Origin of the sequence: Sphingomonas sp. 7/4-4 (assembly GCF_027941955.1) — a bacterium.
In the GTDB taxonomy this organism is placed as follows: domain Bacteria; phylum Pseudomonadota; class Alphaproteobacteria; order Sphingomonadales; family Sphingomonadaceae; genus Sphingomonas.
The window spans coordinates 2,150,736-2,175,533 of sequence record NZ_CP115960.1; the positions used below are offsets into that span (position 1 = coordinate 2,150,736).

Below are 24,798 nucleotides of genomic sequence, written 5' to 3' on the forward strand. Positions count from 1 at the left end.
ACAAACCCCGCCCCGGCATATCTGGCGAGTCCTCCGAGTCGAACGCACGAAGGACCCGCCCATGAACGCCCAGACCGAGACCCAGCCTTACGCCTACGATCCCTCCACCTTCGATCACGCCGCCTTTCACGGCTTCTCCCCGCCCCCGGCGCCACGCGCCACGAAGGCTGGACGCCCGACAAGCAGCGCTGCTTCCTCGAAGCGCTGTCGGAGGGGCACAACGTCATCCGGGCCTGCGCGATCGTCGGGCTGTCGCGGCAATCGGCCTATGCGCTGCGCAATTCCCCGCGCGGGCAGAGCTTCGCGCTCGGCTGGGACGCGGCGGTGCTCAAGGCGCGTGATGCGCTCGCCGACGATCTGATGGACCGCGCCTTCAACGGCGTCCGCGACACCGTCACCCGCGACGACGGCAGCATCGTCACGCGCCATCGCCACGACAATCGCCACGCCATGGCGGTGCTCAACCGGCTCGATCGCATGGCCGATGCCGCCAAGGGGCCGGGCATCGCCGCCGCCGCGCGGCTGATCGCCGCCGATTTCGCCCAATATCTCGACCTGATCGGCCGCGACGGCGGGCCGGCGCGCGCCGGCGCGTTCCTCGCCGCGCGGAGCGAGCCCGCGAGCGAGGACGATCTCGCCCCGATCCGCGCGCTCGCCCGCGCCGACAGGTGGCTGCGCACCCATACCGACATCGCCGAGCCCCTCGACACCGCCGATCTCGATCCCGCCGAGCGCGCGCACTGGACCGCCGAGCAATGGATCCGCGCCGAGGCCTGCGGGCTGGTCGCCCTCGCCCCTGACACACGTGACAACCGCGCCCCTGACACGCGTGACAACCGCGATTCGTGTCAACCGTGTCAACCGGCGGCGGCGTTCGAGGACGCCCCCGTCTGGTGGGACGAGGACCTCGAGGAATGGCGCACCCACTTCCCGCCGCCCGCGGATTTCGACGGCCTGGAATCCGGCTATTATGGCGACCCTGATTATTCGCGCGCGCTGAGCCCGGCCGAACAAGACGTCTACGACGCCGACGACGAGGCCGAGCTCGCCGCGCGCGAGGCCGTCGAGGCCCGCCAGCGCGACCTTCATTTCGGCTTCTCCGTCGATCCCGCGGACGAAGCGCCCGCCGACGAACCCGCCGATGCGCCCGCCGAGCCCTCCGATGCCGCGTCCGGGCACATTGTTACGGGTTCGTGCGTTGAGCCGCGGTCCGCGCAACTTCGCGCCGATATGGGAGGATCAACCATGAGCATCTTCGGCAAGATCAAGGACGCCATTTTCGGCAAGGCCGCCGCCGCCGCGCCCGCCGCTCCGCAGGCCCCGGCCCCCGCCCAAAGTCCCGGTGCGGCGCAGGCCCAGCCCGCCCCGGCCGCCGCCCCCGCCGCGCCGGAACCGGTCGATGTCGAGAGCGCGCTGATCGTCTTCGAGACCGAGCGCGGCACCGCCGACCTCAACTGGCGCACGTCGATCGTCGACCTGATGAAACTGCTCGGCCTGGATTCGAGCCTCGACAACCGCAAGGAGCTCGCCACCGAGCTCGGCTATACCGGCGCGAAGGACGGGTCGGCGGAAATGAACATCTGGCTCCACAAGGCCGTGATGCAGGAGCTCGCCAAGAACGGCGGCAACGTCCCCGCCAGCCTGAAGGATTGAGGCTCTCTTCTCCTCTCTCCGCTCGCGGGGAGAGGGCCGGGGAGAGGGGAGTCTCAGCAAGCGATCCGCTCGCGGAGCACGCCCCTTCTTCGTCACCCCGGCGAAAGCCGGGGCCCAGAGCCACAAGCCACGTCGCCCATGGCTCTGGATTCCGGCCTCCGCCGGGATGACGAACAAGAAATGGTTCACGCGAAGGCGCGAAGGCGCGAAGAAAGAATGGAGCGAAAGCTATTCGGCGCGCCGTGCGTGAAACATCTTGGCCGTCTTCCGCTGGCGCGGCGGCGAACCATGCCGCTTGGGCCGTCTTCTTCGCGCCTTCGCGCCTTCGCGTGAACCCGTCACTTCTTCTTTATCGAGCCCCACGCTTGTTAAATCACGCTCGCCATCCTACATTACCCTCAGGCGCCCGCCGCATTGCGGCTGTTCTCCCCGGAAATCCGGACGGAACCGCGGCGCCCTTCGTCCTTTCCGCAGCATGGGATGCAGCAGGCCAATGGCCGCGTCGCATCTCCGCATCCGGCATCCCGCCGGTCGCTGCAGTCGGGACGATTTCGAAAACCCCAACAGGAACCAGAATGAACTTTTTACCAATATCGAAGACACCCAGATTACCCGCGGCGGGCGCAAGGCGTTCGACGCATTCATCCCCGCTCACCGTCGTCTCTTCCCGATCGAGCCGTGCCCGCGCGAAGTCGCCCGCGCCGCCGTTCGCGAAGTGCTCGGCTGAGCAAGCCTACAGGGCGCGGCTGTTGCCGTGCCCTGCATTAGGGCATGCGTGGCTTTTGCCATGCCCTGACCGGCCTGCGGGCCAAGTCGATTGGCACTCGATTTGTAATTTCGGGCCAAAGCGCCCATATGCACCTCGCTACAGTCGCAATCAGACGGTCACTTGGCGCTTTGCGGCTCCTTTTCCTTCTCCTCGCCTCCGCAGCACGAGGTCCGCCCGTACGGGGCGCGCCGATCACAGAAGGAATAAGTTATGACCCAGCAGGGCACCGTCAAATTCTTCAACGCCGACAAGGGCTATGGCTTCATCGCCAGCGACAATGGCGGCCCGGACGCGTTCGTCCACATCACCGCCGTCGAGCGCGCCGGTCTCAGCACGCTGAACCAGAACCAGCGCGTGACCTACGATCTCGAGCCCGACAAGAAGGGCAAGATGGCCGCGGTCAACCTCCAGGCCGGCGAATAAGGAACGCTGCGGCGCCCCGCCCGTTTCTCGGGCCGGGGCGCCGCGCTCCCTTTCTCGTTTCCGGAGCTTGTGATGGCCGATCTCGTCAATACCTATCGTGCCCAGGCCGAAAAGGCCCAGGCCGAAGCCGACAATGCGACGCTCGCCAATGTCCGCGAGCGCAATCTGCGCGCCGCCCAGGCGTGGACCCAGATGGCCGAGCGCCAGGAACGCACCGAGCGCGGCCGCGCCGTCCGTGAAGGCGCCGCCCAGGCCCGCGCCGCCATCGCCCTCGGCGTGGAATAGCTTCTTACCGACTCGGCAAAACCCGGCTCTCATGCTAGGGTGCGACTCACCATCGGCACGCTGACTTTCGTAAGCGCCGGTGGCTGAGAGACAGGACTGCGCTCCCGCTTACCAGCACCCCAGGAGCTTGCCATGGACCTCGACTATCTGAGTCGCCGTCACGCAGACGCAACCGCCCGCGCCGCCGCCGCCGCATCCACGCCGGCTCGCATCGCCCATCAACGCATGGCACGCGGCTATGCCGAACGCATCGCCGCCGAGAAACGCGCGCCGCCCGAATAGGCCTGCCGGGGGACCGGCTCTCGACAAGCGGCATCGCGGCGACCAGAACGGCCGGATGTCTCCGGTCCTCAACATCCATCGTTCGATCCTCGGCCAGCCCTGGCGCTGGCGCGGGCTGGCGGCGGATGCACGCGACCCGAATTTCGCGCCCGACGATCTGGTGACCCAATTGCTGCTCACCCGCGGCTGCCCCCGCGAGGCGATCGACGACCACCGGGCACCCAGCATCCGGGCATTCATGCCCGATCCGTCGATCTTCCGCGACATGGACAAGGCCGCCGAGCGCCTGGCCGACGCAGTCGAAGCGGGCGAGCAGGTCGCCATCTTCGGCGACTATGACGTCGATGGCGCCACGTCCGCGGCACTGCTCGTCCTGTTGCTCCGCGATCTCGGGCTCGAGGCGCGGCCCTATATCCCCGACCGGCTGATGGAAGGCTATGGCCCCTCCGGCGAGGCGCTGGTGCGGCTGCACCGCGAGGGCGCGGGCCTGATCGTCACCGTCGATTGCGGCGCCATGGCCTTCGAGGCGCTGGCGATGGCGCGCGACGCGGGTGCCGACGTGATCGTCTGCGACCATCACAAATGCGCCGCCGAACTCCCCGTCGCTTATGCCGTGATCAATCCGAACCGGCTCGACGAGACCGAGGGCGCGGCGCACGGGCATCTCGCGGCAGTGGGCGTCGCGTTCGTGCTCGGTGCCGCGCTGATCCGCACCCTGCGCGCTCGCGGCTATTTCAAGGCGCGCGCCGAACCGCGGCTGCTCGACCTGCTCGATCTCGTCGCGCTGGGGACCGTTGCCGATGTCGCCGCGCTGAAGGGGCTCAACCGCGCCTTCGTCGCCCAAGGGCTGAAGGTAATGGCGCAGCGCCGCAATATCGGCATGAATGCGCTGATCGAGGCATCGCGCCTCACGCGCGCGCCGACCTGCACCGATCTGGGCTTCGCGCTGGGGCCGCGCATCAACGCCGGCGGCCGCGTCGGCCGTTCGGATCTCGGCGTCCGCCTGCTCACCACGCGCGATCCCGACGAAGCCCGTGCGATCGCCGAGGAGCTCAATATCCTCAACGAGGAGCGCCGCGCGATCGAGGCACAGGTGCAGGCCGCCGCCGAGGATCTCTGCATGGCGAAGGGCAATCGCGCCGTGGTGATCGTCGCGAGCCGCGGCTGGCATCCCGGCGTGATCGGCATCGTCGCGGGCCGCCTCAAGGAGAAGCTCGGCCGCCCGGCGATCGTCATCGCGCTCGATGAGGACGGGGTCGGCAAGGGATCGGGGCGCTCGATCCCCGGCGTCGATCTCGGCGCGGCGGTGCTCGCCGCCAAGGATGCGGGCCTGCTCCACGCCGGCGGCGGCCATGCAATGGCGTGCGGCGTCACCATCGCCGAGGATCGGCTGGAGGCCTTTGCCGACTTCCTCGAGGAGCGTTTGTCGGAACGTATCACCGCGGCGATGGGCGAGCGCGCGCTGCTGCTCGACGCAGTGCTGGCGCCCGGCGGGGTCAATCCGGAACTGGTCAATGCGATGGAAGCCGGCGGCCCCTATGGCATGGGCTGGCCCGCGCCGCGCGTCGTCGCCGGGCCGATCACCGTGCTCAAGGCCGATGTCGTCGGCACGGGCGGGCACGTGCGGGTCATCGTCGCGGGCGATGACGGCCGCAGCCTCAAGGCAGTCGCCTTCCGCCAGGCCGAAACCGAACTGGGCGCGGCCCTGCTCTCCGCGCCGCGTCACCGCAAGTTATGGCTCGCCGGCCGGGCCAGGATCGACGATTGGGGCGCCCGCCCCGCGGCCGAACTTCACATCGAGGATGCGGCCTGGGCCGATTGAAGCGCTTGAGGTGCTTGACCCGCGCCCCATCCTTCCCTAACCGGCGCTTCCACGCTCCGGCATGGCCCCTTCGTCTAGCGGTTAGGACGCGGCCCTTTCACGGCTGAAGCACGGGTTCGATTCCCGTAGGGGTCACCATCGTCAAGCGGAAGTGGCGCAGTTGCGCCGTGTGAGACGGTCGGTTCAGACTCGCTCCCTCATTTCGTCCCACATATTTTCTCGGCTCCAGCGGCATATCTTGGCGCGCCTTGAACAGCCGACAGCGATTCTGAGCTCGCGAGCATCGCTGGTTTCAATCGCCTGATGACGGCTCTTGCGTTTGATCGAAGCAGGCCCAGGGGTCACTTGAATTGAATATGTCGATGCTATTAAAGCGACACAAAGCCGACGACAGGGTAAACTGCATCTCTTTGGTGCGCATGGGACAATGCGATTGATCCGTATCTTGCCTCGCGCAGTGCCCTGGGTAATCGCCGCTCTTTTCGGGCCGGTTGCGTCGAATGCGACGGCGCGTACCCTCCCGGCCTCCCACCTCGGCAAGACCTCAGGCGTCGCCAAATGTGACGCGATGCGCAATTTGCGGCTCGATCGAGCAACCGTCACATCGGCCGTGTTCACGCAGGCCGGCAAAGCGATATTGCAGGATCGGGACGGCAAGGCAGTACCCGCGCCACAGCTCCCCACCTTTTGCCGCATCAACCTGACGATGCGCCCTGAAAGCGGGTCGGCGATCGGCGTGGAGCTCTGGTTGCCTGCCGCTGGATGGAATGGGCGCTTCCTGGCGACGGGTAATGGCGGCGGCGGGGGCCGGCTTTCGCTTGGAAATCCGATGATGCAGAATCTCAGGCGCGGCTTCGCGGTTGCGAACTCCGATCTTGGGACTGCGCCGAATGTTCTCACTACGATGGGGCAGCCGGCACGATGGCGCGACTTCGGCCATCGCGCCAACCACGAGATGACCCGCGCGGCGCGAAGGTTCATCAAGGCCTTTTACGGCAAGCCGCCGCAATATTCCTATTTCATGGGGTGCTCGACGGGAGGCCAGCAGGCGCTGGTCAACGCGCAGCTTTATCCCGCCGATTATGACGGGATCCTGGTGGGAGCCCCGGCGCAGGACCGGACGCACATCCATATGTCGTTCGTCTGGAACTGGAACGCTCTCGTGGAGACGCCCGGCAGCAGGCTTTCGAACATCAAGCTGGACCTTGTCCACCGCGCGATCATCAAGGCGTGCGGGCGTGGCAAAGACGGCGGCGCGCCGAGTGACACGTACCTCACCGATCCGCGCGGGTGCAGGTTCGAGGATGTGGATGTCCCCCGCTGCAACGCCGGCGATCAAGAAGATTGCCTGACGGATGCGCAGTTCCTCGCCCTTCGCAAGGTCTATGGCGGCGCAGTCAATCCCCGCAGCGGCGAGCAGAATCTATGCGCCTGTCGCGATCGGCAGCGAGGCGACGCCGCCGGGCCTCGGGACGCAGCAGCTCGACACCTGGCCGCTCACCCAATTCTACCCCTTTACTGGGTTTTCGGCCGCGACACGTTCAAGCCGGCCTTGTTCGATTTCGACCGCGACGTCGATCGTGTCGATGGCGCGCTGGCCGGGATTCTCAATGCGAACAGCACGGATCTGGTCCCTTTCCGCCGGCACGGAGGGAAGATTCTCTGGTACCATGGCCTCAGCGACCCGGTCATTCCGTTCGACACTTCGATCGACTATTACGAGAGACTATTGCGCGCGAGCGGAGGCGATCTTGCCGATGTGCAGGATTATATGCGCCTCTTCCTCGTGCCGGGCATGGCGCATTGCGTGCGTGGGCCCGGGGCGTGGAACATCGGCCAGGATGTGGCGCCGGGTACGGAGACGTCGGCCGACCGCGACGCGCTCATCGCCCTCGTGCAATGGGTGGAGAGAAGCCGCGTGCCGGCGCAGCTGACGGGCACGCGCTTCGAGGACGACGACGTGCGCAAGCCGATCGTCGCACAGCGCCCGCTTTGCCCCTATCCCGCATTCCCATATTATGCCGGCGGCGACCCTGCCCTCGCGACCAGCTTTCGCTGCAAGGCGCGGACGCGGGGCAATGTCCACGCCAGTGCCGTACGCTATCTGAACTGAGCCCCGCCCTCGTCTCGATCGGTGCCTATTTTCGTAACGATTCTAGCAAGCATTGCTGGCGAGCGGGCCCCGAGCGCCGCTCGACATCCTGCACATAGATGCTGCCCATCATATTGTATTTCAAAAGAAATATATCAGACTTCTCCGGTTGGATCAGGCGCTTGCCACGAATATGATGGTGCTATATAAGCGACATAAATAAGCCAATTGGCAGGGAGAGGGGAAATATGCGCGCATTGGGACCAATCTGGCTCGCCGGTACATGCCTCGTCGCGCTGGCAGCGCCCGCATTCGCGCAGGAGGTGCCCCCGCGGACACCGCGAACGAGACCCTCACGCCGGAGCAGGAGATCGTCGTCACCGGCGTCCGCCAGAGCCTCGACAAGGCCCGGGCGATCAAGCGCGATTCGACCCAATTCGTCGACGCCATCGTCGCGTCGGACATCGGCAGCCTGCCGGATACCAATGTCGCGGAATCGCTGGCCCGCGTCTCCGGCGTGCAGCTCGACCGCGGCATCGGCGAAGGCACGAGCATCGCCATTCGCGGCCTGCGCCAGAACGTCACCCTCTACAACGGCCGCGAACTGTTCGACCCGACCGGTCGCGGCGGATCGGGCATCGACGAGCTGGGCGGATCCACCTACGGCCTGCTCGCCCTGATCCCGTCGGAGCTCGTTTCCAGCCTGCAGGTGACCAAGCTCGCCGGATCCGACCAGATCGCGGGGGCACTGGGCGGGATCGTCGACATCAACACCCGCAAGCCGCTCGACAATAAGGGGTTCCACGTCACGGCGAGCGGCGGCGTCATCTATGACCGCATGTCCGGGCGAAGCGGCTACGAGGCGTTCGGGCTGGTTTCAAACACGATGGCGAACGACACGTTCGGCTACCTGTTCAGCGTGTCGATGAGCGAGCGGCACATCGCCGAACAGGGGCTCAGCACCTTTTCCGGCTACACCGCCTTCACCAATGGCGGCATCCGGCGCACCGGCGATGCCGACATGCGCGCGCAGCAGATCAGCGACGACCGCAAGAAACTGGGCGCGACCGGGGTGCTGCAATGGCGCCCCGGCAACGGCCTCGAAGTGACCGCCGACGCATTCTACAGCCGCCTGACATCGGATCGCGACCGCTACTGGATCGCCTTCGTGCCGACCGCGGGCCTCTCCAATCCGATCTTCTCCCCGAATAACGTCCTGCTCGCCGGCACCTCGACCACCACGCCCAATACCAACATGTCGTTCTACGACATCGAGAACGAAGTCTGGTCGACGGCGATCACGGCGCGATATCAGGTGTCCGACGCGCTCACGCTGTCGGGCCAGGTCGCGATCGGCGATTCGGTCGCGAATTCGACGCGCAACTATGTGCGCCTGACGCTCCCCGCCTCCGCCGCCAGGCCGATCCGGTTCGATTTCCGCGAAGGCGATTTCGGATCCTTCGACTTCTCGAACTTCAACCTCAGCGACCCCGCCGGCATGACGTTCGGGCTCTATTATGACGACGGGCGAAGGGCGGCCACGAAGAACACGCAGGCCCGCGGCGACGTGGAATATGCTTTCAATTCGTCCTTCCTCTCCTCGCTCGAGATCGGCGGTCGCTACGAGCGGCTCGAATCGAGCGTGCGCCCGCACAACGCGTTGCTGCGGCCGAACCTGCCGGCATCCGCGCTGACGGGATATCTCAGACTGTTCTCGAACTCGGACTTCCTGCCCGGGCAATTCGCCGGCGTGCCGCGCTCCTATCTCGGCGCCATCGAATCGGCGGTCGGCTCCTGCCACGCCTTCACGGCTTTCCCGACGGTCTCGCAGGATCCGGCATGCCTCAACCCCTCGCAATCGGTCAGCAGCCTCGGCTCCACCTACGACATCAACGAGACCTTCTGGAACGGCTACGCCAAGCTGAACTTCAAGTCCGATCTCGGCTTCGCGCAGCTGGAGGGCAATGCCGGCGTGCGCTATATCGGCCGGAAGCTGGAATCGATCGGCAACATCCTTGCCGGCACCACCGTCACGCCGACCATTTTCCGCCGCGACGATACCGACTTCCTTCCCTCGGCCGTTGCCAAGCTCACCTTCAGCGACGATCTGGTGGTCCGCCTGGGCTATGCGAAGGTGCTCTCCTTCCCCAGCACTGCCTCGCTCAACAACGGCATCGCGCTCAACAACGATCCGGTTTTCGCGAACGGCGTGCAGATCCAGGCCGGCACGGGCAGCGGCGGGTCGCCGAATCTCGATGCCTTCTCCGCCACGCAATATGACGCGTCGATCGAATATTATTTCGGCAAGGAGAGTTTGATCTCGATCGGCGCGTTCTACAAGGACGTGGGCAGCTTCATCGTCTCGGCCCTGTCGCCCGAGCGGTACAACAATATCGACTATGTGATCGGCCGCGCGACCAACGGCCAGAACGGCACCGTGAAGGGGTTCGAAGTGCTGTATCAGCAGCCTTTCACTTTCCTGCCCGCGCCGTTCGACGGCTTCGGGGCGCTGGTCACCTATTCCTACATCGCCTCCCAGACGCCGCTGAAGGACCCCAACGGGCACAGCTTCACCTTCCCCGGGCTATCCAAGAACAACGTCAATCTCGTCGCATATTTCGACAAGGGCCCGCTCAACCTGCGCGTGGCGTACAATTGGCGCGACGCCTATTTCGTCTCGCTCAACGGATCGAGCGGCAACGGCGTGTACAATGACAGCTACCAGGATCTCGCCGTGACCTTCAAATATGGAGTCACCAAGAATCTGGAATTCCGCCTCGAAGGGATCAACCTGTTGGACAGCCAGCAGCGCTCCTATGACGGGTTCAGCGAAGCGCTCGTGACCAACGTACAGTTCGGCCGCGTCTTCAAGTTCGGCGCATCCTTGAATTTCTAGGACCCCCGGGTTGCGAATGGGGCAGGATCCGGGGGCGGCCGGGACGCAAGGAGAGGCGAATGCGATCGACTGATTTCCCGATCCCGCGGATTTCCCGGCGCGGCTTGCTCCTGCTTGCCGCGGCCCCCGCGGTTCTGTCCGCAACCACCGCAGCAGCATCGGAGCCTCGCCCTTCCCGGCTCCCGCCGCAGGACTGGACGGCACGCCATTCGCTGGACGGAGTGTGGAAGTTCCGAACCGATCCCTATTCGGAGGGCGAGGACCGCACCTGGTTCGCGCCCTCCTTCGATGCGTCCGCCTGGGAAGACGCGACCGTGCCCGGGGTCTGGGACGTGATCAACGAGCATTCCGAATATGCCGGCGCCGCCTGGTACCGCACCGGATTCGCGACCGATCCGGGCTGGTCCGGCAAGCTGGTCCGGCTGGTGTTCGAGGCGGCCTATAACGACGCGACGGTCTGGCTGAACGGCCGTTTGCTGGGCACGAACGACAATGGCTTCCTGCCCTTCCATTTCAACCTGCGGAACCTGGCGCCGCCCGGCCAGCGCAACCAGCTGACCGTCCGCGTCGACAATCGCCGCAGGCTCGGCGCGGTATGGAATTGGGGCGGCATCCGCCGGCCGGTTTGGCTGGAGATCACGGACGAAACCCGGATCGAGCGCGTGAAGATCACGGCCGAGCCCGATCTCGAAACCGGACGCGCCAAGGTCGCGGTGCGGGCGTTGGCAATCAGCCATGACGGCCCTGCGACAGACATCAGTGCGCAGGTGACGCTTCGCCGGGATGGTGTCGTTATATGGACTTCGCCGGTCCTGGCCGGCACCGGTGACTTCGCTTTCGAGACCGTATTGGAGCCCGCACAGGTCCATCTCTGGCACCTGAACTCGCCCCAACTCTACGAGGCCGAGGTCAGCCTGATGCGGGGCGGCGCGACGATCCATTCGCAGGCCAGCCGTTTCGGCATCCGCAAGGTGGAGATTGCGGGCGAGCGGCTCCTGCTCAATGGCGAGCCGATCCGGCCGGTGGGCTTCAATCTGGTCCCCGAAGACCGCCGCACCGGCTCCGTCCTGCTCCCTCACGCTACCGCGCCGATATCGACCTGATGAAGATGCTCGGCGCGACGATGAGCCGGATTTCGCACTTTCCGCTCCCCGCGGAGGTTCTCGACTATCTCGACGAGGTCGGCATCCTCAGCATCAGCGAGCTGCCGATCTGGGGCAAGAGCGAGCTGGTCGACGCACGCTCGAAGGTGGCGGCGGACTGGCTGGAACGGCTGATCGACACCCAGTTCAACCATCCCTCGATCATCGGCTGGAGCGTCGGCAACGAAATCGGCCGGTACGATCGCAACCCGGGCGCGAGGGAATATGTGCGCACCGCCATCACGCGCGCCAAGGCATTGGATCCGAGCCGCTTCGCCGTCTACGCGACGAACACCGCCGGCAATCAGCAGGACGATCCGATCGCGTTCGCCGATCTGATCACGATGAACGCCTATGGCGACCTCGCCGCCGCGGTCGAGAAGACGCGGGCGCTCCATCCCGGAAAGCCGATCTTCCTGACGGAATATGGCGGCGGTGGCGAACTCGACAGCGAGGATCCGAACCAGGCGAAGGACACGGGCGACGCCTTCCTGAACCAGTTGCGCGGCAAGCCCTATGTGATCGGCGGCTCGCGCTGGACGCTGAACGACTATCGCAGCGACTGGGCCGGCTGGCCGTTCAGCCCGCCGACCGGTCCGTCGCAGAATCGCAGCTGGGGCATATTGACCAGCGACCGCCGGCCGAAGCGGAGCTACTTCTCCTACCGCGCGGCGCATGCGCCGGTGGCGAAGATGGCGCTGCAGCGGCGCGGCGCGGATTGGTCGATCACCCTCGCCCCCGCGGCGTCGACGATTTGCCCGCTTATGCGATGCGGGGATACCGGATCCTGTGGCGCGTGCTGGACGCGGCGGGCGACCCGATCGACGCCGGCCTGATCGATCTGCCCCCGCTCGACCCCGGCGCTGCGCCGGTGACCCTAAAGGTGCCGGCGAAGCGCGGCGGAGCGACGGTCCTGGCCGATCTGATCGATCCGCTCGGTTATTCGGTGCTCACGGTGAAGAACGACCTGGCGCCTCCCGCGGCACCCGTGATCCGCCATGTCCATGCGTCGAGCAAGACCGCGCGGGTCCTGTTCGATCCCGTCGCCCGGGCCGACGGCTATCGCCTTGCCTATGACGGCCCCGGCGGCCCCAAACAGGCGGCGCCGACAATCAACGATTTCGTCGATGTCGCCGGGCTGGAGCTCGATCAGCGTTACGCGTTCCGGCTCGTGGCATTCAACGAAGCGGGCGAGAGCGCGCCCAGCGCCGCCGTCTCCGCCATGACCACCCGCGACGACCTTCCGCCGATCCTGTGGTCCATCCAGTCGGCCGACCGGGCCCTGTTCGTGAACTATTCGACCGAGGCGACCGATTATCTCTACGAGATCGAGCTGACGCTGCCCGGAACCGAACGGGTGCGCAGGATCAGCGTCACCACCCGCGGCGCCACACGAATTCCCGGGCTGGAGAACGGCAAGACCTATCAATTGCGCATGCGCCGCCGGAACGGGATCGGCTTCGACAGCGCCTGGTCCGAACCGCACGCCGCCACGCCGCACGGGCCCGGCGATCTGCCGGCGCCGGCGAGCGGCTATCTCGTGCCCGGTCCGGGCGATCTCACCCTGCTCGTCTTCGATCCGGTTCCCGATGCCGCCGGCTATGAGGCCCGCTTCGGTACGCGGACCCTACCCATAGGATCGGCTGCGTCAGGCACCGTGTTCCTGCGCGGCATCGGGCGCGCGCAAGCGGTGTCGCTGCGCGCGGTCGACGATTCCGGGCAGCCGGGCCAGGCGCTCGAACTCAGGCGCCTGCACTGATGCCAGGGATAGGAGAAAGTCACATGTTCCGAGCCGCGAAGTTGCTCTGCGCCGTATTGCTGGCCTCCGCCTCCGCCGGGCATGCCGCCCCCGCGCCGGACTTGCGCGCGCAGGTCGTGATCTATGGGTGCACGCCGGCCGGCATCACCGCCGCGATCGCCGTGAAAAGGCGCGGGCACAATGTCGTGCTCGCCTGCCGCGACGGCTGGATCGGCGGGATGAGCACCAACGGGCTCGGCTATGCCGATGCCGGCGACCACAAGGCGATCGGCGGCCTCGCGCGGCAATTCTACCGCGACGTCAAATCCTATTACGCCGAACGCCACATCACCGACATTCCCGCGCCGCAGCGCCATCCCGGCATAGCGAACGACGATCGCGACACCCAATGGGTGTTCGAGCCCCATGTCGCCGAGGCGATCTACCGGAACTGGCTGACGCGCAACGGCGTGGTTCCGGTCTACGACTTCAAACTGCGGCTCGATCGATCGGGCGTCGTCGTGCGTGGCGGCAAGGTCCGGGAAATGATCGCGGAGGACGGCCGCAGGATCGCGGGCGATCTGTTCATCGACGCCAGCTACGAAGGCGACCTGATGGCGATGGCCGGCGTGTCCTTCACCATCGGCCGCGAAGCCAATGCCCAATATGGCGAGACGCTCAACGGCAATCAGCCGCGCAACTCGGTCTCGCACAATTTCACTCGCGACGTGGATCCCCATGTCGTGCCGGGGAAACCCGAAAGCGGGCTGCTGCCGCGGATCGAGCCGGGGCCTGCCGGCGTCGAGGGCGCGGGAGACAAGCGCATCCAGGCCTATACCTATCGCCTGTGCATGACGAAGCGGCCCGATATCCGCGCGCCGTTTGTGAAGCCGGCGCACTATGATCCGCGCCAATATGAGCTGCTCGCCCGCTATTACGATACCGGCTGGCGCGATCCCTTCACCAAGTACGACGCCATTCCGAACGGCAAGACCGATACCAACAATTTCGGCGGCTTCTCCTTCGACAATATCGGGATGAACTACGGCTATCCGACCGGCTCCTATGCCGAGCGCGAGCGGATCCTCGCCGAGCATCGCGACTATCAGCAGGGCCTGTTGTGGTTCATGCAGAACGACCCGCGCGTGCCGGCCGACGTCCGCGCGGCGATGGCGCCCTGGGGGCTGTGCGCCGACGAGTTCAGGGACAATGGCAATTGGCCGCGCGAGATCTATGTGCGCGAGGGGCGCAGGATGGTCTCAGATTTCGTGATGGCCGAAAAGCACCTGCGCGGCCAGGCGCCGACCCCGCAATCGGTCGGACTGGGCTCGTACAACATGGATTCCCACAATGTTCGTCGCTACGTCGACGCCCGTGGCTTCGCCCGCAACGAGGGCAATATCGAAGTCAGCCCGGGCCGCGTCTATGAGATCAGCTACCGGTCGCTGCTGCCCCGGCGGGGCGAGGCACGCAACCTGCTGGTGCCAGCGGCGATCTCGGCATCGCACATCGCCTATGGCTCGATCCGCATGGAGCCGGTCTTCATGATCCTGGGCGAGTCCGCCGGCATCGCAGCGAGCCTGTCGCTGCGCTCGCAGGGCGACGTGCAGGATGTGCCTTACGAGGCGCTCGAACGCGAGCTGGTCGCGGCGGGCCAGGTGCTCCACCAGCCGAAATAGCCGGCGGATCAGCGTCGGGTGATCCCCGCCCCGCCGTCGATTCCCACCACCGTGCCGGTGATCCAGGCGGAGGCGTCGGAGGACAGGAAGAGGATGAGCTCGGCCACTTCTTCCGCGGTGCCGAGCCGGCCCAGCGGATGCCGGAGCACATTTGCCGCACGCGCCGCCGCCGGATCGGGCGCACGATCGAACGAGGCCTGCAGCATCGGGGTATCCACCGACGCCGGCGCGACTCCGTTGGCGCGGATGCCGCTGTCGGCGACTTCGAGCGCGAAGGTCTTTAGGAAAGTCTCGAGCCCGCCCTTGGAAGCGGCATAGGCAGCGAGCCCGGGCGCGCCCATCCGCGCGTTGATCGAGGAAACGAAGGTGAACACCCCTTCCCCGCGCGCTGCATGTCCGGCGCGAACGCCTGCACGAGCCTCAGCGCACCGCCGACGTTCACGTCATAGACGCGCAGAAATGCGGCGGGCGACGATTGCAGCGTGCCGGCGAACTCGGTCGTCGCGGCGGCATGGACGACGATCGTCGGCGCGCCGAGCCGGGCCCGGATCGCGTCGGCCGCGTTCGTCACCGCACCGTCGTCGGCGAGATCGCAGGCAAGCGCCATATCGCCGTTGGACGGCACCTGGAGGTCGAGCGCGGCGACGCGCGCGCCGGCGGCGGCGAACCGCTCGCATACCGCCGCGCCGATCCCGCCCGCGGCGCCGGTCACCACCGCAATCTCTCCGTCGAGCCGCATCTCTATCCTCTCAGCTCCACCGCCGGCTTGCCCGCGGTCGCGCGGGCGATCAGCCAGCCGATCGGGTGCAATGCCGCCATCATGAGGAAGATAGTGCCATAGTCGCGCGTCGCGGCGAAGGCGCCGACGAGCTGGGTCGAGAGGATGCCGCCGATCCCGCTGCCCGCCGCGATCAGCCCAAAGATCGTCGCCACCCGCGCCTGGGGGAAGCGATCCACCGCCAGCGTAGTGAGATTGCCGAGGAACATCATGTGCGAGAGCGCGACGAGCCCGGCGAGCGCGTAGGTGACCGGCAGCGACGGCTGGAGCGCGATCAATGCGCCGAGCGGAGCCAGGCAGGCACCCATCCCCATCACGCGCAGGCGGGCGGCGATGGGCGTGGTGCCGCGGCGGACGAAGCGACCCGAAAGGAGGCCGCCGCCGATGCTGCCAAGGTCCGCCGCAAGATAGACGACCCACGCGGTCGCGGCGATCGCGGCGAGCGGAAGCCCGCGCGCGTCGCCCAGATATTTGGGAAACCAGAAGAGATAGAAATACCAGACCGGATCGGTGATCGTTCGTGTGAGTGCGAGGCCCCAGACCGACTTGTCGGTGAGGATCGCGCCGATCGAGGGCTTTTCGGCCGCCGCGCCGGAGGCGACCTCGCTTGGCTGGCCGTGGCGCAGCGCAAGCCACGCCGCCATCCACACGAACCCCAGCGCGCCCGTCGCCACGAACGCCGAGCGCCAGCCATAAGTGAGCGCCAGCCAGCCGATCAGCGGCGGCGCGATCGTCGCTCCCACCATCGCCCCCGCGGTATAGACGCCGACCGCGAAACCCCTTTCGTGCGGCGCATAATGCTCGGAAACCACCTTGGGCGCGGCGACGTAATTGCCCGCCTCGCCGAGCCCGAGCGCGAAGCGCGCCGCGCCGAGCTGGCCGGCGCTGTGGACCAGCCCCGTCATCATATTGGCGATCGACCACCAACCGACGAACAGCGCCAACGCCAGCTTCGAGCCGAGCCGGTCGGTGAGCCAGCCGACGACGAAATAAGCGAGCGTATAGGCGATCAGGAAGAGCTGGACGACATGGGCATAGCCGATGTCGTCGATCGCCAGATCCTTCTGAATCGTGGTCGCGAGGATCGAGAGCGTCTGCCGGTCAACATAGTTGAGGACGGTCGAGAAGAACAGCAATGCGAGGATCGCCCAGCGCACGCGCGGCCGCGGCATGCTCACGGAACTCACGCAGACACCTGCTGCGCATGCGCGGTGAGCGCGGAGAGGCCGGCAAGGCTCGCGGCATGGCCGTCGACCATGTCATGGCCAACCCCGAGCCGATCGAGCACCGCGCCATACAGTGCCGAAAGCTCCGGCGCGCCGATGAGCGTCACATGGTCCACCGGCTCGCCCGCCTCACGCAGTGCTGCAATCGCGTCGCGCACCTCACACCCGATCAGCAGGCCGGAGAGATAGGACCGTGCCGTCTCCGCAGAGAGGTTCCCTTGACGAGGAGACTGCGCGCCGAGAATATCGCATGCTCGAACGCCAGCCGCGGCTCGGCGAGCACGGTATCCACGCCGCGGACGAACGCCGGGTCGTGCGCGGCGATCGGCACGCCCGGCTCGGCAGGCGCCATGCCGCGCCCGACGAGGCTGTGGGTCACGAGGATCTCGAACATCTCGCCCGTCATGCTGGTGAAGAAGCGCGTCACGCGTGCGTCCGCGACGCTGCACCATTTGGCGTGCGTGCCGGGCAGGCACAATGTTCGGCGCCCGATACTGTCCGCCCGCGCCAACCATCCGAAGACCTGCGCCTCCTCGCCGCGCATCACGTCGGGCAGGCCGAAGAGGTTGGTGCAGGAAATACCCGGCACGATCGCGACCGGCACGCCGCGCACTTCGAACCGCGTCATCCGCGCCGCGAGATCGTCGAGGTTCGCCGGGCAATCCGCATAAGGGCAGTCGACCCAGCCGACATTCGACCCCACCATCCCGGCGAGCACGACCGGCAACGGACCTTCGCGCGCGATCCATGCTCCGGCGACTTCGAAAAAGGCGGCTTCGGGATCGTCGCAGAATTTGATGCCGCGACCATTCGCCGTCTCGATCACGCGCACCGGCGCGCCGGGCTCGCAGAGATGCAGGCGCATGAAGCTCGAGCCCCAGTCCCCCGCGATGAAACGTCCACTCGCCACGCATACCTCCCCGCACGCCGACCTCAGGCCCCGGCTTGCCCAAAATGTTGCGTATTTAGCGACAAGTCAATCGACACCTGCCATAGCCGATTGCGCTCGGCAGTCGCATGGATCATGTCTGTCGCGCGAGCGACAACCGGAGGAAGCGCCCACGTGCGGCCCAAACCAAATGCCCAACCCAATCAGAGCCTGATCGACGGCATCGCCACGCTCCAGGCGCTCGCCGTGTCGCCAGAGCCGATCGGCAACCGCGAGCTTGCCCGCAAGCTCGGCTTCAATCCGACCCGCGTCAATCGCCTGCTCAAGACGCTCGCTTATCTCGGCATCGCCCGGCAGACCGCCAATCGCAAATACACCGCCGGCCCCGGCATGCATGTGCTTGCCGCGCAAAGCCTTTTCGCCTCGCGCTTCGTCCAGAATGCGATGCCCGCGCTCGAACAGCTGCGGCGCTTCGGCCTCACCATCGCGATGGGTGTGCTGTGGAACCATGACGTCAGCTATCTCTTCCACGCGCCTCCTGGGATGGAGACGGCGCAGGCGCTCGGCCGCATCGGGCTGCTTCCGGCGAGCGAGAACGGGATCGGCGTCGCATTGCTCGCGGAGCTCGACGACGGGCATATCGCCGAACTCTACGAAGGAGAAGACGTGCCCGGCTATCCCGGCGGGCTGGACGCCTTGCTCGGGGTCCTGGCCACGACGCGTGCGCAAGGTTACGCGCGCGTCCGGGTCGGCGAGAACCAGGATCGGCACACGATCGCGATCGGCGTCTCCAGTCCCGCCTTCGCGGCGATCGGCATGTCGGGCTGGATTCCGGAAGAAGCCACGCCCGAAATCGTCGCCGCCCTGCGCAAGGCCGCCGCCGAAATCGCGGAATGACGCGAGCGCTGTTGCGGTCATAGAAACATTTTTATTGCTAGTTTAGCAATGATATGATTGGACATCCCGGGTGCCCCGAGGGAGGGGTGCGCGTGACGAAGGGATGAACATGTCTGTGATCAGCGGCGCATTTCCGGTCCTGCCGACCATCTTCACCGACCAGGGTGCAGTGGACGAGAAGGGGATCTGCGCCGTTACCGACTGGGCAGTCGATTGCGGCGTCGACGGCGTCGTCTTTCCCGGGCTGGCGAGCGAATATGATCATCTCACGCTGGACGAGCGGCTCCATCTGATCGCCCTGATCGGCGGGCGCGTGGCCGGACGGGTCGCCTTCATCTGCGGAGCGGGCGGCAAGAGCGATGCGGAAAGCGAGGCAGTGATCGCCGCCGCCGCACAGGCCGGCGCCAGCGCCGCGATGGTGGTGACCCCGAGCCGCCATGCCGACGACCTGGACCGCCTCGCCGGCTTTTATCGCCGGCTTTCCGCCGCGGCGGACGTGCCGCTCATGCTCCAGAACGCCCCGAGACCGATGGGGCTCGGCCTCTCGCCCGCGGCAGTGATCGGGATCGTCCGCGCGGCGCCGGGCATCCGATATGTGAAAGAGGAAACCCTTCCCTGCGGCCAAAGGATCACCGCACTTCGTGAACAGGGCGACGGGCTGCTGGACGGCGTGTTCGGCGGCGCCGGCGGCCGCTACATCACCGACGAGCTCGCGCGCGGTGCGGTGGGCACGATGCCTGCGGTCGAGATCGCCGACCTGCATGTCCAGCTGATCGCGGCGCACCGTGCGGGCGACTGGGCCCGCGTGCGCCGGCTGTTCGAACGCACGCTGCCGCTGCTCAACATGCAGGCGATCTACCGCTGGCGCCTCACCAAGGAAGTGCTCCGGCGCCGCGGCCTGATCTCCAGCGCTTTCGTGCGCGCACCGGGGCCGGCGCTCGATGCGCATGACCAGCGCGAGCTCGACGAACTGCTCGAGGGCCTGGCGGACTTGTTGACGCCTGCTGAGCCCGTAGTTCAACGTCACACCAGCTGAACGGAGGCTGCTGCGATGGACGACCGGATCGAGCGCATCGAAGCCTTTGTGGTCACCATTCCGCGCGACACGCCCTATCTCGGGCCGCTCGGCGCGGGCGAGGAAGTCAATGCGCGCGGCTATTTCGTGCGCAAGTCCAACCGCACCCTCTATCCGACCCAGGACCGTTCGGTGGTCGTTCGCGTCACCACGCGCAATGGCGTCGTCGGCTGGGGTGAAACCTACGGCCTCACCGCGCCGCAGGTGATCGGCACCTTCATCGAGGATCTGATCGCGCCGATCGTCACCGGACGCGATCCGTTCGACGTCGCCGTGCTGTGGGAGGATCTCTACGACATATTGCGCGTCCGCGGATATGGCGGCGGCTTCTATCTCGACGCGGTCGCCGCGGTGGACATTGCATTGTGGGACATTTGCGGCCGCATCGCGGGCCTGCCCATCCGCAAGCTGCTCGGCGGCGAGCGGCGCCAGGCGATCCCCGCTTATATCTCGGGCCTTCCCTGCGCGACGCTCGACGAGCGTGTGGCGCTGGCGAAGCGCTTTGCCGACCAGGGCTTCACGGCGTTCAAGATCGCCGCGGCGGTGAGCTGGGACGGGCTCGACCGCGAGCTCGGCGCGCTGCGCGAGGCACTGGGTCCAGAGGCGCGGCTGATGGTCGACTTTCACTGGATGCACGGGCGCGGTGATGCCGCCCAGCTGATCCGCCGGCTCGAACGGCATGATCTCGCCTTCGCCGAAGCGCCGGTGAAACCCGAGGATGTGGCCGGGCTCGCGCATGTGGCGCGTTCGGTGACGACGCCGATCGCCGCGGGCGAGGAGTGGCGGACGGTCCATGATGCCGAACCCCGGCTGGCGGCGGGCGCAGTCGCAATCGTCCAGCCCGAGATGGGCCATACCGGCATCACCCAGTTCCTGCGCATCGCGCAGCTCGCCGGCGCGCACCACATCCCCACCATCCCGCATGCGACGATCGGAACGGGTATCTTCCTCGCCGCCAGCCTACAGGCATCGGCGGCGATCCTCGATTTGCCGATGCACGAATATCAGCATTCGATCTTCGACCGGAACGCCGCTTTGCTCGACGGACTACCGGCATGCGCGGCCGGCGCCTATCGCCTGCCCGAGGGTCCGGGGCTCGGCGTCATGCCCGGCGAGGACTTCTGGCGTTACGCCGAAGCGATCTGAGGGCCTCGCCCGGCGAGGCGGCGGATCGGCTCGAGCCGCTGCGCAGCAATGATGCTAGGGCGCCGTGCCGGCGCGTAGCGGCGCACCTGAAGCAAGCTGACGAAGATGAGTGGGTCCCGCCTGGCCCCGCATCCTCTACCCCTGCAATTGCGATAGAATGAAGTCAGCACGGGCAGCGACCGTGTCGCGAGGCAGCATGACGGGATGGTATCCAGCATCAAGGTACGCCCGCCGTACGCGTTCATAGTCGACCAGAGCCTTTTCGAGGCTGTGACGCCGATCGGCGTCGTTGACATAAATCTCTGGCCACGGCGGGGCGAGGAAAAGACGATCATAGCGAACGCGACCGATGATGGTGGTCGGCTGTTCACCGCCGGTTGCTGCAATCGCAACGGCTGCATCCACAACCCCGCGATCAAAGAATGTGAGTCCGCGCGCGATCTCGTAGTCCTCAATGGACATCTCGAGTGCGCGGCGAGCAAATGCACGCGCATCGACCCAGGGAAGCGCGGCCCCATCCCCCGTCCGTTCCTCAGCGATAATACGGCGTCCGGGCTCCGCAACCACCGCGTAAGCTCTCCGCGCGAGTTCGGCGAGCAGGGTAGACTTGCCCCCGCCTGAACAGCCCGAGATCATTACAAACACGAGCGTTCTCTCCGCCGAATTTCCGTCAGCATATCTTCAACTTGCATTCACGCGGACCACGCAGGCTCCGATAGCAGAAACGAGGCTGCCGTCCCGCATTCGCTGAATCTGCTCGGCTTTTTTGTTTGAGGTGACGGCAACACTCTTCGACCCACGGCGCTAATTCCCTCAACTTCACAACCCCAATAGAGCAGTTGACCAGAGGTAGCGGCTCGTGCGGATGACGGCTTTCGTAGTTCGTCAAAGGGCGGTTCTTCAAGCCCGGGATGACAAGGATAATAACGCTCGCCGGGGTCAAGCGTCTGGCGCCAAATCACGATCCACCCTAGGGGCGCGCTGAATGACCTTTGTTGCCGATCTCGCCGGGCATCTCGACAGCCTGACGCGCAGCCACCGTCGCCGCGGGCTCAAGCCGCGTGCCGGGCTCGATTTTGCATCGAACGATTATCTCGGCGTGGCCGGCGCGCCGCCTCTCGTGCAGGCGGTGCAGGATGCATTGGCGCGCGGCGTGCCGATCGGCTCAGGCGGATCCCGCCTGTTGCGCGGTAACCATGAAGAGCATGAAAGGCTGGAGATGGAGGCCGCCGAATGGGTCGGGGCCGAATCCGCCTTGTTCTTCTCCAGCGGCTATGCCGCCAACAGCACCCTGCTTTCGACCCTGCCGCAACGCGGTGACCTGATCGTTTACGACGACCTCGTCCACGCCAGCATGCACGAGGGCTTGCGCCTCGCCCGGGCAGACACGGCGCCGGTGCGCCACAATGATATGGATGCCTTCGACGCCACCATCGCAGCATGGCGCGCGCGCGGCGGCCGCGGCCGGCCGTGGATCGCGGTCGAGAGCCTGTATAGCATGGACGGCGATCAGGCGCCGCTGGCGGAACTCGCCCAAGTGGCTGCGCGATACGACGCCGTGCTGATAGTCGACGAAGCGCACGCCACCGGCGTGTTCGGCGACGGCGGCCGCGGCCTGGCGAGCGCGCTGCCACGCGGCGGAAACCTGATCACGGTGCATACCTGCGGCAAGGCGCTCGGTTGCGAGGGCGCGCTGATCTGCGCGCCGGCGCTCGTCCGGGACTTCCTCATCAACCGCGGCCGGCCGTTCATCTTCTCGACTGCGCCGTCGCCGCTGATGGCCGCCGCGGTGCGCGCCGCACTCCGCCTCGTCACCGACGAGCCCGAGCGGCGGACACGATTGCTCGCGCTCGCCGCTTATGCCGAGCGGAAGCTCGCACCACTCGGCGCCACCCGAAGCGGATCGCAGATTCTGCCGCTCATCCTCGGCGACGACGCCCGCACCATGGCGGTTGCGGAGCGATTGCAGGCGCGCGGATTCGACGTCCGCGGCATCCGTCCCCCGACAGTGCCCGCCGGTACCGCTCGGCTGCGTATCGCAATCACGCTCAATATCGACGAGGCGGCGATCGACGCGCTCGCGGCGGCACTTGAGGAGGCGCTGGAATGCGCTTGATCGTGACCGGCACCGACACCGGCGTCGGCAAGACAATATTCGCCGCCGGCCTCGCCGGTGCGCTGGGCGCGGCTTACTGGAAGCCGATCCAGGCCGGGCTCGAGGACGCGAGCGATACCGCGATGGTGGCAGCGTTGGCGCCGGCAGCGAGATGCCTGCCGGAAGCTTATCGCCTGCGCACCCCTGCTCTCCGCATCGCGCGGCCGAGATCGACGAGGTGCGGATCTCGCCCGAGGCGCTGACGCCGCCCGCACTCGATCCCCTCGTCATCGAAGGCGCCGGTGGTGCGCTCGTGCCGGTGACTCGCGACCTGCTCTATGCCGACCTGTTCGCACGCTGGAAGCTGCCGGTGGTGATCGTCGCGCGCACCGGCCTGGGCACGATCAACCATTCGCTGATGACGATCGAGGCGTTGCGCCATCGCCGGGTCGAGATCACCGGAATCGCCTTTGTCGGCGACGCGGTGGAAGACAGCGAGGCGACGATCGCTGCGATCGGCCGCGTAAAGAGGCTGGGGCGCCTGCCGCTCGCCGATTCCCTCGACCCGGCGTGGCTTCAATCTGCCTTCGCAGAGGCATTTGATCTCGGTGATTTCGCGTGAGGAGCTCGATCTGGCACCCGTTCACGCAACACGGCCTCGCCGAGCCCACCCCGCTCGTCACCCATGCCGAGGGTGCGGCGCTCTATACCGCGGACGGCCGCCGGATCATCGACGCAATCTCGTCCTGGTGGGTGAACACGCACGGCCATTGTCACCCCCGGATCATGGCCGCGATTGCCGAGCAGGCTACCAGGCTGGACCAGATCATCTTTGCGGGCTGGACCCACGAGCCGGCGGAGCAGCTCGCCAGGGGGCTGCTCGAGATAATGCCTGCGCCGCTTGCCTACGCCTTCTTCTCCGACAGTGGCTCGACGAGCGTGGAGGTCGCGCTGAAAATGGCGCTCGGCTTCTGGCTGAATCGCGGCGAGCCCCGGCAACGGATCGTAGTGATGGAAAGCAGCTATCACGGCGATACGATCGGCGCGATGTCGGTCGGTGCGCGCGGTATCTTCAATCAGGCCTACGCGCCGCTGCTGTTCGATGTCGCCACCGTTCCGTTCCCCACGGCCGGTAGCGAGCAGGTGACCCTCGACGCCCTCGAGCATTTCTGCACCCACGAGGACAAACCCGCGGCATTCATCGTCGAGCCGCTGGTGCTCGGTGCCGGCGGCATGCGGATCTACGCGCCATGGGTGCTGGCGGCGATGCGCGCGATCTGCGCCGCGCACGGTGTCCTGTTCATCGCCGATGAAGTGATGACCGGCTGGGGGCGCACCGGGACTCTCCTCGCCTGCGAACAGGCAGAGATCGTTCCCGACATCCTGTGCCTGTCCAAGGGCCTCACGGGCGGGGCAATCCCGCTCGCCGTGACTCTCGCGACCGAGCCCATCTACGAAGCCCATTTCTCCACCGACCGAAGCAGGCAATTCTTCCACTCGTCGAGCTACACCGCCAATCCGATCGCCTGCGCCGCCGCGAACGCGAACCTCGCCATCTGGCGCGAGGAACCGGTCCTGGAACGCATTGCCCGCCTCACCCGGCTTCAGGGCGAGAAGCTCTCAGGCCTCCAGGGCGTTGCCAATGCACGGCAGATCGGCACGATCACCGCGCTCGAGATCGAGGCGCCCGAGGGCGACTATCTCTCCGCCCTCGGGCCGCGGCTGCTCGCCTTCTTCCGCGAGCGGGACCTGCTTCTCCGTCCGCTGGGAAACACCGTCTACGTCATGCCTCCTTATTGCATCGGCGAGGAGGATCTCGCTGCCATCTATACGGCGATCGGCGAGGCTATCGACGCGATGCGCGGTTAAGCGGCCTCCGCGCACTCGGCTCGACCGAGTCGCTTGACCGAT

19 protein-coding genes, 1 tRNA gene and 3 pseudogenes are annotated in these 24,798 nt (G+C 66.6%); 19 read left to right on the forward strand and 4 right to left on the reverse strand.

Going from position 1 to position 24,798, the window contains the following annotated elements; genetic code table 11:
• Positions 1 to 324: 324 nt before the first annotated feature.
• The 13 genes from PIB19_RS23025 (at position 325) to PIB19_RS10895 (ending at position 14,781) form a co-directional block, all read left to right on the forward strand.
• On the forward strand, positions 325 to 1,653 hold the full coding sequence (locus PIB19_RS23025; RefSeq protein ID WP_336297309.1) for a DUF3597 domain-containing protein: 1,329 nt from the start codon (positions 325 to 327) through the stop codon (positions 1,651 to 1,653).
• 493 nt (positions 1,654 to 2,146) lie between these two features.
• On the forward strand, positions 2,147 to 2,380 hold the full coding sequence (locus PIB19_RS10840; RefSeq protein ID WP_271240824.1) for a hypothetical protein: 234 nt from the start codon (positions 2,147 to 2,149) through the stop codon (positions 2,378 to 2,380).
• A 252-nt stretch (positions 2,381 to 2,632) separates the two neighbouring features.
• A complete protein-coding gene (locus PIB19_RS10845; protein ID WP_077509887.1) occupies positions 2,633 to 2,845 on the forward strand; it encodes a cold-shock protein in 213 nt (70 codons plus the stop codon).
• A 72-nt stretch (positions 2,846 to 2,917) separates the two neighbouring features.
• Positions 2,918 to 3,130 (forward strand): hypothetical protein, encoded by a 213-nt coding sequence (locus tag PIB19_RS10850; RefSeq protein WP_271240825.1) that lies wholly within the window; start codon positions 2,918 to 2,920, stop codon positions 3,128 to 3,130.
• Between the two features lie 132 nt (positions 3,131 to 3,262).
• Positions 3,263 to 3,412, forward strand: coding sequence for a hypothetical protein (locus tag PIB19_RS10855; RefSeq protein WP_271240826.1), 150 nt, complete (start codon positions 3,263 to 3,265; stop codon positions 3,410 to 3,412).
• Positions 3,413 to 3,467: 55 nt separating this feature from the next.
• Positions 3,468 to 5,234: a single-stranded-DNA-specific exonuclease RecJ gene (gene recJ / locus PIB19_RS10860; protein WP_271240827.1), complete on the forward strand. Its 1,767-nt coding sequence runs from the start codon at positions 3,468 to 3,470 to the stop codon at positions 5,232 to 5,234.
• 63 nt (positions 5,235 to 5,297) lie between these two features.
• Positions 5,298 to 5,372: transfer RNA gene (locus tag PIB19_RS10865), tRNA-Glu, on the forward strand.
• Positions 5,373 to 5,667: 295 nt separating this feature from the next.
• On the forward strand, positions 5,668 to 7,347 hold the full coding sequence (locus PIB19_RS10870; RefSeq protein ID WP_271240828.1) for a tannase/feruloyl esterase family alpha/beta hydrolase: 1,680 nt from the start codon (positions 5,668 to 5,670) through the stop codon (positions 7,345 to 7,347).
• Between the two features lie 262 nt (positions 7,348 to 7,609).
• Positions 7,610 to 10,222 carry a TonB-dependent receptor gene (locus tag PIB19_RS10875; protein WP_271240829.1) on the forward strand — a complete coding sequence of 871 codons (2,613 nt, stop codon included), beginning with the start codon at positions 7,610 to 7,612 and terminating at the stop codon, positions 10,220 to 10,222.
• 221 nt (positions 10,223 to 10,443) lie between these two features.
• Positions 10,444 to 11,325 (forward strand): glycoside hydrolase family 2 protein, encoded by an 882-nt coding sequence (locus PIB19_RS10880; protein ID WP_271240830.1) that lies wholly within the window; start codon positions 10,444 to 10,446, stop codon positions 11,323 to 11,325.
• A complete protein-coding gene (locus PIB19_RS10885; protein WP_271240831.1) occupies positions 11,325 to 12,200 on the forward strand; it encodes a glycoside hydrolase family 2 TIM barrel-domain containing protein in 876 nt (291 codons plus the stop codon). The genes PIB19_RS10880 and PIB19_RS10885 overlap by 1 nt, the downstream gene beginning before the upstream one ends.
• Positions 12,134 to 13,123 (forward strand): fibronectin type III domain-containing protein, encoded by a 990-nt coding sequence (locus PIB19_RS10890; protein WP_271240832.1) that lies wholly within the window; start codon positions 12,134 to 12,136, stop codon positions 13,121 to 13,123. The genes PIB19_RS10885 and PIB19_RS10890 overlap by 67 nt, the downstream gene beginning before the upstream one ends.
• Before the next feature lie 23 nt (positions 13,124 to 13,146).
• On the forward strand, positions 13,147 to 14,781 hold the full coding sequence (locus PIB19_RS10895) for an FAD-dependent oxidoreductase (RefSeq protein WP_271240833.1): 1,635 nt from the start codon (positions 13,147 to 13,149) through the stop codon (positions 14,779 to 14,781).
• Between the two features lie 8 nt (positions 14,782 to 14,789).
• Here the strand turns inward: PIB19_RS10895 and PIB19_RS23645 are convergent.
• From PIB19_RS23645 to PIB19_RS10915, 3 genes and pseudogenes are all read right to left on the reverse strand, one after another.
• A pseudogene (locus PIB19_RS23645) lies at positions 14,790 to 15,520 on the reverse strand (SDR family NAD(P)-dependent oxidoreductase).
• 2 nt (positions 15,521 to 15,522) lie between these two features.
• The gene (locus PIB19_RS10910; RefSeq protein ID WP_271240836.1) at positions 15,523 to 16,731 is read right to left on the reverse strand and encodes an MFS transporter; all 1,209 of its coding nucleotides are present in this window, start codon (positions 16,729 to 16,731) and stop codon (positions 15,523 to 15,525) included.
• A gap of 11 nt (positions 16,732 to 16,742) precedes the next feature.
• A pseudogene (locus tag PIB19_RS10915) lies at positions 16,743 to 17,650 on the reverse strand (2-dehydro-3-deoxygalactonokinase).
• Between the two features lie 198 nt (positions 17,651 to 17,848).
• On the opposite strand from PIB19_RS10915, the gene PIB19_RS10920 reads away from it, so the two are divergent.
• From PIB19_RS10920 to PIB19_RS10930, 3 genes are all read left to right on the forward strand, one after another.
• Positions 17,849 to 18,571, forward strand: a complete 723-nt coding sequence (locus PIB19_RS10920; RefSeq protein WP_271240837.1) for an IclR family transcriptional regulator — start codon at positions 17,849 to 17,851, stop codon at positions 18,569 to 18,571.
• A 109-nt stretch (positions 18,572 to 18,680) separates the two neighbouring features.
• A complete protein-coding gene (locus tag PIB19_RS10925; protein WP_271240838.1) occupies positions 18,681 to 19,607 on the forward strand; it encodes a dihydrodipicolinate synthase family protein in 927 nt (308 codons plus the stop codon).
• A gap of 15 nt (positions 19,608 to 19,622) precedes the next feature.
• The gene (locus PIB19_RS10930) at positions 19,623 to 20,792 is read left to right on the forward strand and encodes a mandelate racemase/muconate lactonizing enzyme family protein (protein ID WP_271240839.1); all 1,170 of its coding nucleotides are present in this window, start codon (positions 19,623 to 19,625) and stop codon (positions 20,790 to 20,792) included.
• 135 nt (positions 20,793 to 20,927) lie between these two features.
• Here the strand turns inward: PIB19_RS10930 and PIB19_RS10935 are convergent, their stop codons facing one another.
• Entirely contained in the window at positions 20,928 to 21,428 is a 501-nt protein-coding gene (locus PIB19_RS10935) for an AAA family ATPase (RefSeq protein WP_271240967.1), read from the reverse strand.
• 349 nt (positions 21,429 to 21,777) lie between these two features.
• Here PIB19_RS10935 and PIB19_RS10940 point away from each other — a divergent pair, with 349 nt between their 5' ends.
• From PIB19_RS10940 to PIB19_RS10950, 3 genes and pseudogenes are all read left to right on the forward strand, one after another.
• Positions 21,778 to 22,908, forward strand: coding sequence for an 8-amino-7-oxononanoate synthase (locus PIB19_RS10940; protein WP_271240840.1), 1,131 nt, complete (start codon positions 21,778 to 21,780; stop codon positions 22,906 to 22,908).
• A pseudogene (gene bioD / locus PIB19_RS10945) lies at positions 22,899 to 23,509 on the forward strand (dethiobiotin synthase). The gene PIB19_RS10940 and the pseudogene bioD overlap by 10 nt, the downstream one beginning before the upstream one ends.
• The gene (locus tag PIB19_RS10950) at positions 23,506 to 24,756 is read left to right on the forward strand and encodes an adenosylmethionine--8-amino-7-oxononanoate transaminase (RefSeq protein WP_271240841.1); all 1,251 of its coding nucleotides are present in this window, start codon (positions 23,506 to 23,508) and stop codon (positions 24,754 to 24,756) included. The pseudogene bioD and the gene PIB19_RS10950 overlap by 4 nt, the downstream one beginning before the upstream one ends.
• Positions 24,757 to 24,798 lie beyond the last annotated feature (42 nt).

Coding starts and splice junctions, on each gene's coding strand:
- PIB19_RS10840 (WP_271240824.1), top strand. CDS start 2,147: ATGGCCGCGTCGCATCTCCGCATCCGGCATCCCGCCGGTCGCTGCAGT.
- PIB19_RS10845 (WP_077509887.1), top strand. CDS start 2,633: ATGACCCAGCAGGGCACCGTCAAATTCTTCAACGCCGACAAGGGCTAT.
- PIB19_RS10850 (WP_271240825.1), top strand. CDS start 2,918: ATGGCCGATCTCGTCAATACCTATCGTGCCCAGGCCGAAAAGGCCCAG.
- PIB19_RS10855 (WP_271240826.1), top strand. CDS start 3,263: ATGGACCTCGACTATCTGAGTCGCCGTCACGCAGACGCAACCGCCCGC.
- recJ (WP_271240827.1), top strand. CDS start 3,468: ATGTCTCCGGTCCTCAACATCCATCGTTCGATCCTCGGCCAGCCCTGG.
- PIB19_RS10875 (WP_271240829.1), top strand. CDS start 7,610: ATGCCTCGTCGCGCTGGCAGCGCCCGCATTCGCGCAGGAGGTGCCCCC.
- PIB19_RS10885 (WP_271240831.1), top strand. CDS start 11,325: ATGAAGATGCTCGGCGCGACGATGAGCCGGATTTCGCACTTTCCGCTC.
- PIB19_RS10890 (WP_271240832.1), top strand. CDS start 12,134: ATGCGGGGATACCGGATCCTGTGGCGCGTGCTGGACGCGGCGGGCGAC.
- PIB19_RS10895 (WP_271240833.1), top strand. CDS start 13,147: ATGTTCCGAGCCGCGAAGTTGCTCTGCGCCGTATTGCTGGCCTCCGCC.
- PIB19_RS10910 (WP_271240836.1), bottom strand. CDS start 16,731: ATGCCGCGGCCGCGCGTGCGCTGGGCGATCCTCGCATTGCTGTTCTTC.
- PIB19_RS10925 (WP_271240838.1), top strand. CDS start 18,681: ATGTCTGTGATCAGCGGCGCATTTCCGGTCCTGCCGACCATCTTCACC.
- PIB19_RS10930 (WP_271240839.1), top strand. CDS start 19,623: ATGGACGACCGGATCGAGCGCATCGAAGCCTTTGTGGTCACCATTCCG.
- PIB19_RS10935 (WP_271240967.1), bottom strand. CDS start 21,428: ATGATCTCGGGCTGTTCAGGCGGGGGCAAGTCTACCCTGCTCGCCGAA.
- PIB19_RS10940 (WP_271240840.1), top strand. CDS start 21,778: ATGACCTTTGTTGCCGATCTCGCCGGGCATCTCGACAGCCTGACGCGC.